At 73.8% G+C, this 15897-nt stretch carries 14 protein-coding genes; 2 read left to right on the forward strand and 12 right to left on the reverse strand.

Features of this window, described 5'->3' with window-relative positions; genetic code table 11:
• Nucleotides 1-70 precede the first annotated feature (70 nt).
• Nucleotides 71-748, forward strand: coding sequence for a hypothetical protein (locus tag AW270_RS36455; RefSeq protein ID WP_061300714.1), 678 nt, complete (start codon nt 71-73; stop codon nt 746-748).
• Here the strand turns inward: AW270_RS36455 and AW270_RS36460 are convergent.
• The 11 genes from AW270_RS36460 to AW270_RS36510 form a co-directional block, all read right to left on the reverse strand.
• Nucleotides 745-1503 (reverse strand): ABC transporter ATP-binding protein, encoded by a 759-nt coding sequence (locus tag AW270_RS36460; protein ID WP_061300715.1) that lies wholly within the window; start codon nt 1501-1503, stop codon nt 745-747. The two genes, AW270_RS36455 and AW270_RS36460, sit on opposite strands and share 4 nt — an antisense overlap.
• Nucleotides 1500-2546 (reverse strand): FecCD family ABC transporter permease, encoded by a 1047-nt coding sequence (locus AW270_RS36465; RefSeq protein WP_061300716.1) that lies wholly within the window; start codon nt 2544-2546, stop codon nt 1500-1502. Before AW270_RS36465 ends, AW270_RS36460 begins: the two co-directional genes overlap by 4 nt.
• The gene (locus AW270_RS36470; RefSeq protein ID WP_061300717.1) at nt 2543-3487 is read right to left on the reverse strand and encodes an ABC transporter substrate-binding protein; all 945 of its coding nucleotides are present in this window, start codon (nt 3485-3487) and stop codon (nt 2543-2545) included. Before AW270_RS36470 ends, AW270_RS36465 begins: the two co-directional genes overlap by 4 nt.
• On the reverse strand, nt 3484-4527 hold the full coding sequence (locus AW270_RS36475) for a TfuA-like protein (protein ID WP_061300718.1): 1044 nt from the start codon (nt 4525-4527) through the stop codon (nt 3484-3486). Before AW270_RS36475 ends, AW270_RS36470 begins: the two co-directional genes overlap by 4 nt.
• Entirely contained in the window at nt 4520-5770 is a 1251-nt protein-coding gene (locus AW270_RS36480; protein ID WP_061300719.1) for a YcaO-like family protein, read from the reverse strand. The genes AW270_RS36475 and AW270_RS36480 overlap by 8 nt, the downstream gene beginning before the upstream one ends.
• The gene (locus AW270_RS36485; RefSeq protein WP_061300720.1) at nt 5763-6935 is read right to left on the reverse strand and encodes a YcaO-like family protein; all 1173 of its coding nucleotides are present in this window, start codon (nt 6933-6935) and stop codon (nt 5763-5765) included. Before AW270_RS36485 ends, AW270_RS36480 begins: the two co-directional genes overlap by 8 nt.
• A gap of 8 nt (nt 6936-6943) precedes the next feature.
• Nucleotides 6944-8323: a YcaO-like family protein gene (locus AW270_RS36490; RefSeq protein WP_061300721.1), complete on the reverse strand. Its 1380-nt coding sequence runs from the start codon at nt 8321-8323 to the stop codon at nt 6944-6946.
• Nucleotides 8320-9645, reverse strand: coding sequence for a CocE/NonD family hydrolase (locus AW270_RS36495; protein ID WP_061300738.1), 1326 nt, complete (start codon nt 9643-9645; stop codon nt 8320-8322). Before AW270_RS36495 ends, AW270_RS36490 begins: the two co-directional genes overlap by 4 nt.
• A gap of 2 nt (nt 9646-9647) precedes the next feature.
• Nucleotides 9648-10376, reverse strand: coding sequence for a hypothetical protein (locus AW270_RS36500; protein ID WP_061300722.1), 729 nt, complete (start codon nt 10374-10376; stop codon nt 9648-9650).
• A gap of 178 nt (nt 10377-10554) precedes the next feature.
• Nucleotides 10555-12402: an ABC transporter ATP-binding protein gene (locus AW270_RS36505; protein WP_218009442.1), complete on the reverse strand. Its 1848-nt coding sequence runs from the start codon at nt 12400-12402 to the stop codon at nt 10555-10557.
• Nucleotides 12399-14141, reverse strand: a complete 1743-nt coding sequence (locus tag AW270_RS36510; RefSeq protein ID WP_061300723.1) for an ABC transporter ATP-binding protein/permease — start codon at nt 14139-14141, stop codon at nt 12399-12401. Before AW270_RS36510 ends, AW270_RS36505 begins: the two co-directional genes overlap by 4 nt.
• 114 nt (nt 14142-14255) lie before the next feature.
• On the opposite strand from AW270_RS36510, the gene AW270_RS36515 reads away from it, so the two are divergent.
• Nucleotides 14256-15509 carry an MFS transporter gene (locus AW270_RS36515; RefSeq protein ID WP_218009443.1) on the forward strand — a complete coding sequence of 418 codons (1254 nt, stop codon included), beginning with the start codon at nt 14256-14258 and terminating at the stop codon, nt 15507-15509.
• Here the strand turns inward: AW270_RS36515 and AW270_RS36520 are convergent.
• Complete coding sequence (locus tag AW270_RS36520) at nt 15474-15875, reverse strand: Fur family transcriptional regulator (RefSeq protein ID WP_169807423.1); 402 nt, start codon at nt 15873-15875, stop codon at nt 15474-15476. The genes AW270_RS36515 and AW270_RS36520 overlap by 36 nt on opposite strands.
• Nucleotides 15876-15897: the final 22 nt, after the last annotated feature.

Below are 15897 nucleotides of genomic sequence, written 5' to 3' on the forward strand. Positions count from 1 at the left end.
CACCTGAAACGGTACGGTCTGCGCACATAACCGACCTTGCTGTGCCACCCGGGTGATCGGAGCCTGTCACATGCCCCCCAAGACGGCCAGACCAGCTCGCCCTCTGCCCGCCCGGGAGACGCCTCGCCCGGCACGCTCGCGATACGCGGCCGGGCTGGTCGTCGCCATCCTGGTCGCCGGCTCCCTGGGATATCTGTTCGGGTCCCCGGACGCCACCGAGACCTCGGTCGCCGAGATGCGGGCGGCGGAGATGAGACGCGACGCACAGCAGATCGTCGAGCTGACGGCCGGCGCGCGTACCACGGCCACCGATCTGACCAAGGTCATGGCGGCCCTGGGCGAGGCGCTTCCGCCCGGCGGCGCGCTCGCCGCCCGGACCCCCACCGACGCGGAGCTCGGCGAGTGGCAGCGCGTCATGAAGCAGGCGGTGGACCGTCACTCCGTCACGCCGTCCGGCACGACCTCGACCAACGTGGCCCGCGCCGGTTTCCGCAGCGCCGTGGACGCCATGGCGGTCGCGGTCGACGGTTACGCGTACTGCCGGAAGGTGCCCACCGACGTGCGGCAGGGATGCCTGGACGTCGCCCGCCGGCAGCGGACGGTCGGCCTGATGACCTGGTCGGTCGCGGCCACCCAACTCGACCAGATCAACGTCGACGCCGGCCACGGTCACCAGCACGTCTACCTGACGAGCGCGCCCGGCGGGGGAGCCATGACGGCCGACGGCGTGCCCGAGGGCACGAACTAGCCGGCCAGGGGCAGGTTGATCCTGGGCAGCCCGTCGGGGCCGTGGGTCACCTCCGCCTCCACGCCGTACACCTCGGCGAGCAGTTCGGCCGTGACCACCTTCGCGGGCGGGCCGTCGGCGACCAGACGGCCACCGCTCAGCACCGCCAGCCGGTCGCAGGCCGCCCCGGCGAGCTGGAGGTCGTGCAGCGCGGCGACGACGGTGACGCCCAGGGAGCGCACCAGCCGCAGCAGTCCCACCTGGTGACGCAGGTCCAGGTGGTTGGTGGGTTCGTCGAGCAGCAGCAGGCCGGGCTGCTGGACCAGCGCCCTGGCCAGGTGGACCCGCTGCCGTTCGCCGCCGGACAACCGCGCGTACGGCCGGTGGGCCAGCGTGCGCACCTCGCAGCGCTCCATCGCGTCTTCGATCAGGTCGTGCTCGGCGGCGGTGAGCCGCCCCAGACCGCCCAGGTACGGCACCCGTCCCAGGGCGACGATCTGCTCGACGCTGTTCTCCAGGTCGGCCGGTGAGTCCTGGGTGACGACGGCCACCCGGCGGGCGACCTCACCGGCCCCGGCGGCCCAGACGTTCAGGCCGTCGACCAGGATCCGCCCCCGGTCGGGGCGCTGACGCCGGTAGACGCACCGCAGCAGGCTCGACTTGCCGCTGCCGTTGGGCCCGATCAGGCCGAGGATCTCTCCCGGCGTCACCGACAGCGTGATGTCGTGGAGCACGGGCTCCCAGGCGACGTCCTCGATCTCCAGGGACAGGCTCACGACAGCGCCCTCCGGTTGGCGCGGGCGAGCAGGACCAGGAAGAACGGCGCGCCCAGCATCGCGGTGATGACCCCGATGGGGATCTCGTCGGGCTGGTTGAGCAGGCGTGCCCCGACGTCCACCCACACCAGCAGCAGCGCTCCGGCCACGGCGCTGAGCGGGACCACCCACCGGTTGTCGCCGCCGACCACCATCCGCACGGCGTGCGGCACCATCAGCGCCACGAAACCGATGCCGCCGCTGACCGACACCACCGCGCCGACCGTGATCGCCGAGCCGATGACGAGCCGCACCCGCAGCCGGTTCACCTCCACACCCAGGCTCGTGGCGCCCTCCTCCCCCAGGACGAGGGCGTTGAGCCCGGCCGACCGCAGCCAGAACCACACCACGAAGATCGCGACCACGGTCGCCGGCACGGGCAGGTCGCCCCACTGCGTCCCGGACAGGCCGCCGAGGCTCCAGAACAGCGCGGACCTCAGCTGGGAGTCGGGTGAGTTGAGGACGATGAAGTTGGTCGCCGCCTCCGCCAGCGCGGCCACGGCGACACCGGACAGGATCAGCCGGGTGACACCCAATTGGCCGCCGTCGCGCGCCAGCAGCAGCACCACGGTGAAGGTGAGCATGGCGCCGGTGAAGGCGGCCAGCGGGAGCAGCCACGACAGGCCGGACATCAGCGCCAGGACCGCGCCCAGCGACGCCCCCGAACTGGCTCCGATCAGATAGGGGTCGGCCAAGGGGTTGCGCAGCACCCCTTGGAGCACCGCGCCGGTGACGGCCAGGCCCGCGCCGACGATCGCGCCGAGCAGGACCCGGGGCAGCCGGATGTCGCGCACGATCACGGCGAGCGGTCCGGCGGGGGCGTCCCGCGTGCCGAGGACGATCCGCCACACGTCCGCGAACGGGATGTCGACCGGCCCGAGCCCGACGGCCGCGACCAGCGACAGCCCGAGCAGCATGGCCAGCAGCGCCACCGCGCCCGCCAACGTCACCCGGCGGCCCGGCCGGCCTGACGAGACCCGCCGGGCGGCGACCCGGACCGTCAACGGGCGAAGCCCTCGGCCAGCGCCCTGAGCGCGCGTCCGCTGCGGAGGCCGGGCTGCAGGTCGTTGACGGGGATGACGACGAAGCGGTTCTCCTTGACCGCGGTGACGTCCTTGATCGGGGCGTGGGAGCGCATCCAGGCGATCGCCTCGTCGGCCGGTTCGAAGGCCTGGTCCTCGACCACGATCACCTGCGGGTCGCGCTTGACCAGTTCCTCCCAGGAGACCTGCCCGAACTCCTTGGTCTCGGGGAAGATGTTCTCCCCGCCGGCCCGGCGGAACAGGTCGAACGCCAGCGTGTTCGCGCCGCTGGTCAGCGGCTTGTCCTTGCCGCCGGCGTAGTCGAAGACCCGCAGGGCGGGAGCGGCCGGGGTGACGGCGTCCACCTCGGTCCTGAGCGCGGCGACGAGCTGCTCGGCCCTGTCCTGGACGCCGAAGACCCGGCCCAGGGCGCGCAGGTCCTCGTAGGTCTGCTCGACGGTGGCGGTCGCGCCGGGGCAGCTCGCCGACAGCAGGTGGCTGTTGACGCCCTCCTTCCGAAGGACGGCGCGGTCGCCCAGGGCCTTGGGTCCGTAGTCGTCGGGGTAGCCGCTGACCACCAGGTCGGGGGCGGCGGAGTAGACGACCTCCTTGGACGGGGGCGGGAAGGCCGATTCGGAGATCACTTCGACGCCGGTCAGGTCGGCGGCGTACTCCCGCATGATGTCGCCGGCGGCGACGGTGCCGGCCAGCCGGTCCTTCAGGCCCAGGGCCAGGACGACCTCGGTCGCGACCGTGCTGGAGGTGACGATGCGCTGCGGGGCGGTGTCGTAGGTGTAGACGGCGCCGCAGTTGGTCACCTGGATCGCGGCGGGAGCGGAGGCGGTGGGAGCCGCTGCCGGGGTGGGGGTCGCGCAGCCGGTCAGCAGGGCGAGCGTGGCCAGCGCCGATATCGGTCTCTTCATGGTTTCTCCTTGGGGGCGACGCGTGCGGCGTACTCGCCGCGGACGCGCAGGGTGTCGAGGATCGCGGCGGGGACGTCGCCGGCGACTTCGGTCGTGGCGGCCACCAGGCAGGCCTGGTCGGCGGCGAAGGCCGCGAGGTCCGCCGGGCCGAGGTCGGCCAGTTCGGCGGCCGGGACGCGCTCGGCCACCAGAGCGATCCACTCCGCCAGGGCGGCGCCGTGCGGGCGGGCACCGGTGGCCGCGGCCACCAGGCGGAGTGTGGCCGCGCGTTCCAGCTCGTCGTAGCGGCCCTCGGCGCGAAGGTCGTCCAGGATGCTCCGGGTGACGGCGGGCGCGAGCGCGGTGCGGCCGACCGGCCGCACCGCGCGCCACTGGGAGGTCTGCTCGAAGTGCCAGGCGCGCTCGGCGGGCCGGATCTCGTCCCGGGCCAGCAGGTCCAGCAGCGCGAGGGCGTCGGCGCGTTTGACGTCGCGCCGCCCGGTCGGCAGCCAGTCCCGCAGGCGGCCCGCCGCCAGGTCGGGCCATCGCCGGTCGGGATAGTGCAGGTTCTTCGCCGTGGAGATCAGGTCGGCCGCCTCGGCGGCCGTGATCACCTCTTCCTGCACGGCATCGCGCAGCGTGGCCCTGATGGTGACCATCGCCTCGTTGACCGGCCGGTAGCCCTGTTCGGCGTCGAGGTGGGCGACCGCGACCTCGTCGTCGTCGGTGAGTTCGCCGGTGACGATCGCCCGGTAGACCTCGCCGACGCCGGTCATGCCGTAGGGGGCGAGTTCGGCGGCGCGCAGGGCGCCCATGCTGGCGGCCCCGGCGACGGCGACGCCCTCGGACATCGCCCAGAGGATCTCCTTGTGCCAGACGGCGGGGACGCGCTCGTACACCCCGTCGACGACGGCGATCACGCGGGGGCGTCCGGCGGCGACCAGCGCGGCCACATCGCCCTGCCCGGCGGGCGGCAGCACCAGGACGTCGCGGCCCGGCAGGCGGTCCCGCACGAGGTCGGCCGGGATGGTCGGACCGGCGAAGACGGCGATCTCAGGCATCGGCGGTCTCCGGTCCGAGCGCCAGCGCCCTGGGTCCCGGCAGGGTGGGCTCGCCGGTCAGCGCTCCCGCCCCCTCCAGCCCGGGAACCAGCACCTTGACCACGGGGACGCCCAGGGACGCCCGGGTCAGCTCGACCGCGATCACCTGGTCGAGCCCCGCTCCGGCGAGCCGGTCGAGCAGCCAGTCGAGGTCGTCGCCGAGCAGCTCGTGGTCGGCGCCCGCCGCCTCGAAGGGGCGGGCGTACGGCAGGCTCTCGCGGAGCGCGTCGCGCAGTTCCCCGATGCCGTCGAGGTCGGTGGTCTCCGCGTAGCGTTCACGGGTGATGTCGTCGCGGGCTCCGGAGACGGTGATCAGCCGGGACTGCGCCGCCTCGGTCAGGGCCCGCTGGACCGCTATGGCCGGATGGGGGTGGCAGCCGAGCCCCGTGGCGGCGGGCAGAGGGCGGAACGGGTCGGGTTCGGCCTCCACGATGTGGCACAGCACGGCCGGGACGCCCAGGTCGGAGGTGATGTCGAACAGCGCCGCCTCGACACCCGCCCGGTCGTAGCGTTCCAGCAGCCGCGCCGTCTCCGGATCGGTCAGGGTGGACGGGTCGATCCGTGCCTCGGCCTGGGTCAGGCCGTCGCGGAGGTCCCAGAGAGCCGCCGCGTCCCGTTCGATCAGCTCGCACAGCGCGTGGACCAGCGCCTCCAGCGCGCTGTTGCCCCCGGCCAGGCCGTTGCTGTCGCGGGACAGGCCGTGCCCGGTCAGCGCGGGCGGCAGCGTGAAGTCCAGGCTGACCGCCTCGTACGGCACCGCTCTCGGCTCGCCCGTACGCACGTCGACACCGTCGATCCACAGCAGAGGCGTGACCTCGTCGAGCACCCCGTCGGCGGTGCGCGGCAGCCGACGGGGGTCGAGTGCCGCCGCGCCCAGTTCGGCGGGCCGGGCCAGCCGTAACGGACGGTCGATCACTTCGGCGTGCGCGTGCTCGACGGCTTCCATGGCCGCCGACACCCGGCTCGCCTCCCGGCTGACGCCCTTGCCCTGGCTGACCGACAGGCTGCGGGCGTTGGGCCGGTAGGCGGTGGCGACCGGGATGCCGATGAGGTCCAGGCCGGTGACGTCGCAGACCCGCGTCACCCCGCAGGCGGCCAGCGCCGGGCCGAGCCGCCGCCAGGTCTCCTCCAGGGTGGCGGCGCGGTGTGTGCCCGTCGTGGCCAGTTTCCGGCCGGGACGGTCGAGGTTCCACGGTTCAGACATGGGGCACCGGCAGCGTCTCGACGGGGCTGGGCAGCGGGTCGGCTCCCGCGCCCAGGAAGGGATAGGCGGCGGGACCGGTGGAGCGCAGTCCGGGCACCACGACCCGCGCCACGTGGAGTCCCAGGGCGGCCAGGTCGGGGGTGGTGAGATCGACTGTGATCACTTCGAGGTCGAGGGACGGCCTTCCGGGCGGCGCGCCCCCGTCGAAGCGGTCCCGGACGGCCGTGGCGACGCGTTCGTCGGCGAGGAGCTGCACGGTGCAGAGCAGGTCGGTGGCGTCGCTCAGGTCGGGGGCGTAGGAGTCGAGGTAGCGGCGGTCGCTCCGGTGCGGCATCAGCGGGCCGGCCGGTCGTTCCCATTCCGGCACCCCGTCGATGACCTCGGCGAGGGCGTCCAGCGAACGCAGCGCCTCGGCGGCGGCCGACCGGGCCGACCCGGCCGCGCAGCCGACACCGATCAGCCCGTCCGGGGACGACGCGACGCACAGCACCACCGGCGCGCCCAGCGCGTTCGGCACGGACCGCCACACGAGTTCGGCCCCCGCCGGAACCGGCAGCGGCGGCCCCTCCACCAGCGGGAACGCGGCTCCGCCGTACCAGGCGGTGGCCAGGGCGTGCCGTTCCACCACCTCGGCGAGTGCCGAGGCCCTGGCCGCCTCCGGGGTGGGCCCGGCCGCGATGCCGGCGGCGATCGGCAGGTGCGCCGGGCGGGCCCGGACCAGCGTGTGCGCACCGGAGGACAGCCAGACCAGCGAGGCGGGCACCCACACCTGACGCCCGTCATCGGAGCGACCGGCCACCCAGGCGAGCACGTCGTCGCGGCGCAGGCCCGCGAACGGGAAGCCGGGCCGGTCGTGCTGGGCCGGCGAGTAGAGGGCCAGCCGGTCGGGGTCGACGGCGTCGTCGAGGTCGTGCCAGGTCGCGTGCCTGAGTCTCGCCTCCGGGACCAGGTGGCCGGCGTAGCGCTCCACGGCCTCACCCAGCGCTCTGCGCCGGGCGCGGCCGGGGTCGCCGAACGACGCGCCGCCGACGAGAGGGTTGCCGAGGGGGTGGGCGAACCGGCCGGTGGCGGCCAGTTCGGCGGTCACGGTGTGGAGCACGGCGTGGCTGCGCCGGGTCTCCACGCGGGTGATCAAACCGGTGCGGGGGTCGAGCGATGCGTCCATCGGATCTCTCAGGTGTGCGGGAGCGGGACGAGGTTGACGTCGGCCTCCGCGAGCGGGGCGGCGCGCAGCCCGAGCCGGACCGGGTCGGTGTAGAGCCGGTCGCCGCCGAGGAAGGGGAAGGCGGCGGGCGGGTTGGAGTAGGCGCCGGGGACCACCACGCGGACCACCCGGGCTCCGGTCACGGCCACGTCGGGGGTGGTCAGATCGACGGCGTGGGCGCGCAGTCCCCGCGCTTCGATCCGGTCGAGGTAGGCCCGGCAGACGTCGCCGGTGATCGTCGGCAGGTCGTCGAGGGTCACCGGATCGGCCGGGCCGGTGATGGGTTCCAGCTCCTTCGCCATCGCCGGGTCGAGCCAGATCTGGCTGTGGCAGGCCAGATCCACCACGTCCCTGAAGTCGCTCCGGTAGGAGGCGGCGTAGGCGCGGTCGGGGCGGTGCGGCTTGAGCATGTCCGGGCTGAGCACGCCGTCCTCGACGGCCTGGTGGATCGCGCCGTCGGGCTCCAGGAGGCCGACGGAGTAGATCCGCAGGGTGACCGCCTCGGCCATCGCCTTCGCCACCGCCGGCACGGGATCGGGCCGGGCGGCGACGCCGAAGGTGTGAATGCCGAGGGCCGGGTCGTGGAGCAGGACACCGATCACCGCGACGTCGAACGTCGTGGGCACGCTCACCACGCGATAACGCAGATCTCCTGACGCGCGCCCCCAGCCGGGACCAAGGTCCGCGTCGGGGCGCAGCAGATGCGCGAGGCGCGCGTCGGCCACGTCCACCGGAGCGGCCGGAAGGCGGTTGGCCCACCAGATGACGGTGGCGTCCCTCTCGATGATCTCCTCCAGCCCCGAGGTCAGCGCGAAGCGCAGATCGGGGCCGGCCGCCAGACCCGCCAGCATGGCGTAGTTGGTGGCGGGCTCGGCCGCGCGCGGCGGCACGAGGTAGTTGACGAAGACCAGGGACGCGGGCACCCACACCGGCGGCCCGTCCAAGGTGGTTCCCCGCATCCAGAGCACCGGCAGGTCGGCGGTGAAGGGGACGAAGGGGCACCCCGGTTCGGCGTACTGGCTCGCGGAGTACAGCGCGAACGTCGCCGGGTCGAGGGCGTTCTCACCGGCGGCGGCCAGTTCCCGGTGGCTCGCCCGGCGCAGGTCCGCCGGGACGAAGTTGCCGCAGTAGCGTTCGATCGCCTCACCGGCCGCGCTCATCAGGGCTCGTTCAGGATCGTGGAAGGCGGTGCCGGTCGCCACCCGGTCGGCGGGCCAGGGCAGGAGGTCGGAGATCGCCGCGACCGAGGCCGTGCACACGTTCAGCCCGGACGGCCACCAGGGCTCAGCCTCCACCTGGTCGAGGCGGGTGATCAGTCCGGTACGGGGGTCGAGCAGCGGATGGTTCATCGACGGCTCCCCGGGACCAGCAGGTCGACGCCGGAGATCGTCACCGTGACCGGCGTTCCCGGCGCGGTGTGGCGGGGGTGCCGTCCGACGGTGAGCTCCAGGTGCAGGGTGTGACCCGGCGGGAGATCGACCGCGACGGGCGCGCAGCGGATCTCCGCCACCCCGCGTCCGGAGGTGATCGGCGTCGTGCCGTCGCTCAGTCGCGTTCGGACGCCCTCGGGGGTCTCGTGGACGAGAGTGGCGACCAGCTCGGCGGGCCGGTCGGCCTCGGCGCGGCAGCGCACCCGCGCCACCCCGTGCCACTCGGCCCGGCCCGTCGCGGTGAGACGCACGACGTCGGTGCGCGGCCCGATGACCGACAGGTCGGCCGAGTGCGGCAGCGACGGGTGAGGATCGGCCGGATCATGGGCGATGACCAGGTCGGGCCGCTCGGGAGTCAGCGCCAGCGACCGCCGCGCCGGACGCGCCGGAGGGCGCGGGTCCACCGGCTCCCAACGGCTGGTTCCCAGCACGAGGCAGCCGTGCCGCCACTCCTCCGCGGCCGCGGCGGGATCGGTGGCGAGCGTGGCGAGCCAGGAGAGCGCCAGTTCGGTGGGGTCGGGCTCGGCCGGGACGTCGATCGCGCATTCGGGCTGGAGCCGGTGTGTCAGCGGGGAAGCCCAGCCGCCCATCACCACGGTCGCCCGCCGGGCCAGGCTCGCCTGGCGCAGCGTCGTGGCGGCCGAGCCGCAGTACCAGCTGCCCAGGTGCAGGGTCGGGACGTCCACGGCGCGGATCCGTGCGCCGGTTCTCCGGGCCTGCGGTTTCCAACTGCTCGGCGTGGGCGGCCAGGTTCCCAGGGGCACCGGCCAGGCCTTCTGGGTCAGCGCGAGGTCGTAGAGCCCGGGGCGGAGCTGGCGTCCGCCGCCGATCTCGGTACGCCACCACAGTTCCTCGTCGACTGCCACGGTGGCCGGCGGCCAGGGCTGGCGGCTGGCCACTCCCCTCACCGACGGGTGGGCCACGGCGCACCAGGCGGCGTAGGCCTCGTAGGAGGTGCCGTACAGGAACGTGGCGCCGTCGGACCACGGCTGGGCGGTGATCCAGTCGAGCGTGGCGTGACCGTCGGCCCGCTCGTCGGCGCCGGGTTCGAACTCGCCTGGGGAGCGGTGGCGTCCGCGCAGGTCCTGGAGGACCACGGCCAGGCCCGCGCCGGTCAGCGCGTCGGCCTCGGGCCACAGCCCCGGCGTTCCGTAGGGGGTGCGGACCACGACGGTGGGGGCCGGGACGCGTTCCGGCAGGAAGACGTCGGCCACGAGCCCGCCGACCGGGACGTCGATCATGATCACGGCTGCTCCACCATCAGCCCGCCGGGCACCGGCAGCACGAGATGCCGGTTCAGCAGCCCGGTCGCGGGGTCGAAGCCCGCCTGGACGCCCGTTCCCGGAGCCTCCCGGTCGTGGAGGTAGGCCCAGACGTCCGCGACGATCAGCGCGGCGGCGACGTGCGCCCCCACGGCCGGCGACGGGCCGGCTTCCGGAGCGCCGCCGGAGTCGAGCCACGCCCAGTGGGCGGCCAGTTCGTCCGGCCACGGCGAGGCGGCCAGCCTCCTCGACCGCAGGTCCTCGTAGGAGGCGGTCGCGGGGCCCGTCCAGAAAGGGCCGGTGTACCAGCGCCGCCCTTCGGCGAACCCGAGGTGCAGCGCGGCGCCGGTGTCCCGGGCCTCGGCGTCGAGCCGCCGGAACAGCTCGTCGCGCAGCCACGAGGAGACCGCGATGCGCACCGCGACGTCCTGGTCGCCGGTGGTCAGACCTGCTCCTTCGAGCAGGAGGCCGACCGCCTCGAACAGCGGCCCGTCACCGGTCAGGGCGACCCGGCCCGGTCTGCGGACCGGGATCGGCTCCAGCACGCCCTCTTCCGTGAAGACCTCCGTCAGGTCGGGGTCGTCGAGCGGCGGACGATCCGGGCGGGCGCCCTCGGGCGCGGACACGGCGAGGAAGTCCTCTCCGGGGGTGTGCACCAGCCAGCCGTCGTCCCTCGGGACGAACGACACCCCGCCGGCGTACCGGCTCATGGGCTCTCCTTCCTGCTCTACGCTGCGAGGACCGCGGGCGGGGACGCGATAGGAGCACGTCCCCGCCCGTGGCTCAGGACCGGCTAGCGCCAGGCCACGCTGGACCGGGTCACGGTCGAGTGGTTGTTGGAGTGCACGCTCGCGCGGACCTGCGCGACCTTCAGCTTCGTCACCTTCATCACGAATCACCTCCCTGCGTCGTCGTCGGGACGGGCCGCCCGGCCAGGAGCGCGGCGGCGTCCGCCTGCGCCTGGACGAGACGTCGGTAGGGCTCGCATCGCGCCATGAGTTCGGCGTGGCCGCCGATGCCGGCGATGCGGCCGTGGTCCAGCACGGCGACCAGATCGGCGTGCCGGAGAGTGGAGAGCCGGTGGGCGATGACCAGCGTGGTGCGCCCGTTCCTGACCCGGTCGAGCGCGGTCTGCATCTCGTGTTCCGACAGGGCGTCGAGCTGGCTGGAGGACTCGTCCAGGACCAGCACCGGGCAGTCGCGCAGCAGGGCTCTGGCGACGGCGACCCGCTGACGTTCGCCGCCCGACAGGGCGGCTCCCCGCTCGCCGACCACGGTGTCGAGGCCGTCGGGCAGCCTGTCCAGGAACGGGGTGACCTGGGCGTCGTCACAGGCGCGGGCGATCCGCTCGGCGGTCGCCTCGGGATCGGCCAGCTCCAGGTTGGCGCGCAGGGTGTCGTGGAAGAGGAAGGCCTCCTGCGGCACGTGGCAGACCAGCCGGGGCAGGTCGTCGACCGGCAGGTCCCGCACGTCGGTCCCGCCGATCCGGACGGCGCCGGACGCCGGGTCGAAGTGGCGCAGCAGCAGGTGGGCCAGGGTCGACTTGCCCGCGCCGGTGGCCCCGGCCAGGGCGAGGGTGGTCCCGGCGGGAACGGTCAGCGAGACGCCGTGCAGCACCGGACGCCTCTCGTCGTAGCCGAAGACGATCCGGTCGAACTCCACCGCCGGAGCCCCGGTCGGGGCGGGGGACGCGGCGGAGCCGGTGTCGGCGACGGCGGCCGGTTCCTCCAGGAGGTCGAAGACCCGATCGGCGGAGGAGGAGGTGATCCCCCACACCCGCGTGACGTTGAGCAGCATGGCGAGGGGGGTGAAGGCGGCGCCCGCGAGCGCCACCGAGGCGAGCAGGGCGGGCGTGCTGAGCCCGTTGTCCAGCCCAGTGTCCAGCCCAGTGTCCAGCCCGATGACCAGGACGCTGAGGGTCGCGCCGCCGACCGCGATCCCGCCGGTGACGGTCTCCATCCCGGCGCGGAGGGTCTGCCGGCGCTGCGCCGAGGCCAGGCGGCGGTCGGCCTCCCGCAGCCGGTCGAGACGGTCGGGGCCGCGGCCGAACGAGATGACCTCCCGCAGGCCCTGCACCAGGTCGGTGACCTCGACGTTCATCTCGGAGAGCGCGCGGTTGAGGTCGCCGCCGTGACGCGTCCCCGCCCGGCGCAGAGCCAGCGGCAGCGCGAGCGAGGCCGTCAGCCAGAGGGCCAGCGCGAGGGCGGCCCAGCCGCCGCCGATCAGGGCCATCGCCACGACCGCCGCCGGGGTGACCACGACCGCAGCCGCGATGTAGATCGAGGTGTGCGCGTAGAAGATCTCCAGGCTCTCGCTGTCGCGCAGCGCCCGGACCACGAGGTCGCCGCCGCGCCTGCGGACCAGCCCGCCGGGGGCGATCCGGGCGAAGGCCAGGTAGAGCCACTGGCGCACCTGGGCGAGGATGCGGAAGGACAGCTCGTGGGAGATCCACGACTCGACCCAGTTGGCCACCGCCCGCAGGGCCGTGAGCCCGAGGGCCCACCAGAACACGGGCCACAGGTCCGCGGCTCCGGAGAGCGCCCGGCCGACGGCGGCGGCGGCGAGCACGACCGCCGCCATCCCGGCCGCCTGGTTGACGACCGCGAACAGGACCGAGATCCCGAACGGGCGTAGGTGCCCGGCCAGCACGTGGAGCAGTCCCTTCGTGCCCCCGCCCCGCATCGACGCGGGCCGGCCGTCCTCCCAGGCCGCCACGGCTTCGGACGCGGACGTCATCGCGCACCTCCGTGCTGGGCCGCCACCAGGTCCGACCAGGCTCCCGCGTGGGCGGCCAGGTCGGCGGGGCTGCCGTGCTCCACCAGTTCGCCGCCGTCGAAAACGGCCACCGCGTCGGCGCTGACGAGGCTCGACAGGCGATGGGCGATCATGATCGTGGTGCGGCCGGCGCGCAGTTCGTCGAGCGCCTCGCGCAGGGCCGCCTCGGTCTCGCCGTCGACCGCCGAGGTGGCCTCGTCGAGGATGAGCACCGGCGCGTCCTTCAGCAGGGCCCGCGCGATGGCGATCCGCTGCCGTTCGCCGCCTGACAGCCGGGCTCCGCGTTCGCCGACGACCGTGTCGAAGCCGTCCGGCAGGCCGTCGACGACATCGAGGATCCTGGCGCGGCGGGCGGCGTGCCGGAGGGAGGCGAGGTCGGCGTCCGGCCGCGCCAGGCGCAGGTTCTCCGCGATCGTGCCGTGGAAGAGGTGGGTGTCCTGGCTCACCACGGCGGTCATGGCCCGGACCGCGTCGCGGTCGAGGTCGCGCAGGTCGACGCCGTCGGCGAGGATCTGCCCGGTCTGCGGGTCGAAGTGACGCTGGAGCAGGTTGACCAGGGTCGACTTGCCCGATCCGGAGCGTCCGGAGATCGCGAGCGTCGTCCCGGGTTCGACGACCAGGCAGACGTCGCGCAGCGCGGGCCGGGCCGCGCCGGGGTAGGTGAAGGTGACCTCGCGCAGGACCAGCCGGGGTGGCCGGTCAGCCGTTCGGCTCGTCACAGGCGCGGCCGGCGCCGGGGCGGGCGCGTCGGCGTCCAGCAGGGCGAAGACGCCCTTGCCTGCGGCCAGGCCGTGGAACCCCTCGTGCCAGTAGTTCTGCAGTTCGAGCAGCGGGCGGAAGGCCTCGGCGGTCAGCCAGGCGATCAGCAGCAGACCGGCCGCGTCGAGGTGGCCGGTGGAGTGGCGGATGGCGGCCACCACCACCGACAGGCTGGTGCCCGCCGTCATGAGGAACGCGCTGATCACGTAGACGGAACTGGAGGCGGCGAGGTCGCCCATGGTCGCCCGGTAGAGCGCGAGGGCGTCGCGCCGGAGCCGGTGGCCGTAGACGCCGGTCGCGCCCAGCGCCTTCAAAGTGGTCATGCCCTGGAGGGCGTCGAGCACCCGGGCGGCGAAGTTCTCGTACGCGGTCCAGTGCCGCTGGGACCGCGCGCCCATGATCCGCCGCCAGAACGGCCGGGACGCCGGCACCAGCACCACGCAGACCCCAGCGAGCACCCCTGCCACCGGGTCCTGCCAGGTCAGCACGGCGACGATCACCAGTGGACCGCCGACGCTCACGACGACCTGCGGCAGGTAGAAGCCCACGTAGGCCCTGACCGCCTCCACGCCGTCGGCGATCGTGGTCCGCAGCGTCCCGGCCGATCCGGTGACGGTGTAACCAGGCCCGAGGTCGAGCAGCCGCTCTGCCAGCCGGATCCGCAGGCGGGCCTGGACGAGCGACGCCGTCCAGTTCGCCGACTGATCCCGGGCCCATAACAGCAGGCAGCGCAGGACGACGAACAGCCCCGTCACCGCCAGCGGCCCACCCACGCCGGCCGGATCCGGCGCGCCGGAGATGAGGGCGCGCCGGATCGTCTCGACGAGCGCGACCGCCTGCCCCGCCCCCGCCGCCGTGGCCAGGAGCGAGAGCAGGGCGGTCGACGCCATGGGACCCGAGGCGCCACGTGCCAGACCCAGCATTCGCCGCTGAACGAGCACGTCGCACCTCCTTCCGAACGGGTGAGCCGGGAGAGACGCTAGGCGATAATGATTTTCATTGTCAACAGATCTTTGGGGATGGTTTTCATTTCCAATGGACGGTACGTTCCTCGCGTGACCGACATCAAGGAGCAGAGCGCCACCGGATTGGGGTCGTTACTGGCCGGCAACCAGGACTTCCGGCTGCTGTGGCTGGGCAACCTGGTCAGCGTCTGCGGCGGCTGGTTCACCGCCGTCGCGGTCTTCGCGATGCTCTACGAGCACACCGGCGCCGCCGTGGCGGCGGGCGCTTCCCTGGCCATGCGCTACCTGCCCGGCGTCCTGTTCGGAACCTGGGGCGGGGTGCTGGCCGACCGGCTCGACCGCCGCACGATCATGCTGGTCGGCGACGGCGTGCTCGCGGTGCTGGCGCTGGCGTTCCTGCTGGCCGACAGCCCCGGCACGATCTGGCTGGCCTACCCGCTCACCTTCGCCTCGGCCGCCGTCGGCTTCGTCTTCCAGGCCGCGCGCAACGCCTGGATGCCCTCCCTGGTCCGGCCGGAGGAGGGCGTCCTGTACGCGGCGGCGGTCCAGGTCAACGGCCTGCTGTTCCAGGCGGTCGGCGGCCTGGCCGGGGCCGCCGCCGTCACGCTGGTCGGTTGGCGCTGGGCCTTCGTGGTCAACGCGGTGTCGTTCCTGGTCTCGTTCCACTTCACCGCCAAGGTCCGGCGCGGTGACCGGCGCGGCGACACCCGACCCGAAGCGGCGCGCGGCTTCCGGGCCTTCCGCGAGGGCCTGCGCGCGGTCCGGCGCAGCCGGCTCGTCTCGGCCCTGCTCATCCTGGAGGCCGTGTTCTGCCTGGGCCTGGGCGGGTCGATCACGGCCATGACGGCGCTGGCAGTGCAGGTCCACGACCTGGGCGACGGCGGCACCGGCTGGTTCTACGCGGTGCAGGGCCTGGCCGGGGCGGTCGTGCTGCTCATCGCCGCGCCCCGGCTGAAGAGGCTCCCCGAGGAGAGGCGGCTGGTCGTGCTCGGGCTGTCCTGTCTCGGGGAAGGGCTGTTCACCGCCGCACTGGGCCTGCCGTCCGGCGCGCTGTGGGCGCTCGCGCTCTGGGGAGCCGCCGCCTGCGTGGACGTGGTCTACGGACCCGTGTCGATGGCGATCCTTCTCGGCCACTCCCCCAACGAGCTGCGCGGCCGGGTGGTGTCGTTGTGGAGCGCGACGGCGACGGCCTCACTGGGCGTCTCGGCCGTCGTCTCCGGAGCCCTCCTCGACACGCTCGGACCGGCGGCGCTGCTGCCGATCCTCGGCGCCTGCATGGCTCTTCCCGGCGCGGCCTGGCTGGTGGCGTTACGAGCCGGCCTGCTGCTGCCCTCGCGCGCATGAGGCGCAGATGCCGTAGACGGCCTCGACCGTGAAGCCGTCCGGGCGGCCCTCTTCCTCCTGCTCGACGACGAGGCCGCAGTCGCGGCAGATCAGGTGATGGTGCCTGGTGGGGCCGCAGGCCCTATAGGTCGCCTCGCCCGCCTGGCTGAAGACGTGCACGAGACCCGCCGCCACCAGCGAGGACACGGCGCGGTAGGCGGTCGTCAGCGCGATGGGCTGACCCCGCCGGGAGAGCTCGTCGTACACCTGCTTGGTCGTGATGGGGCGGTCCTGGGCCAGGAGCACGTCCAGCACCAGGACGCGCTTCCTGGTCGCCCGGATCCCGGCCTGCCATCGCTGCGCATCGGGCATGGCGGTCACTCCCACGTCTTGACAATGGTTTTCATTT

The organism is Herbidospora cretacea, from assembly GCF_001570605.1.
In the GTDB taxonomy this organism is placed as follows: Bacteria; Actinomycetota; Actinomycetes; order Streptosporangiales; family Streptosporangiaceae; genus Herbidospora; species Herbidospora cretacea.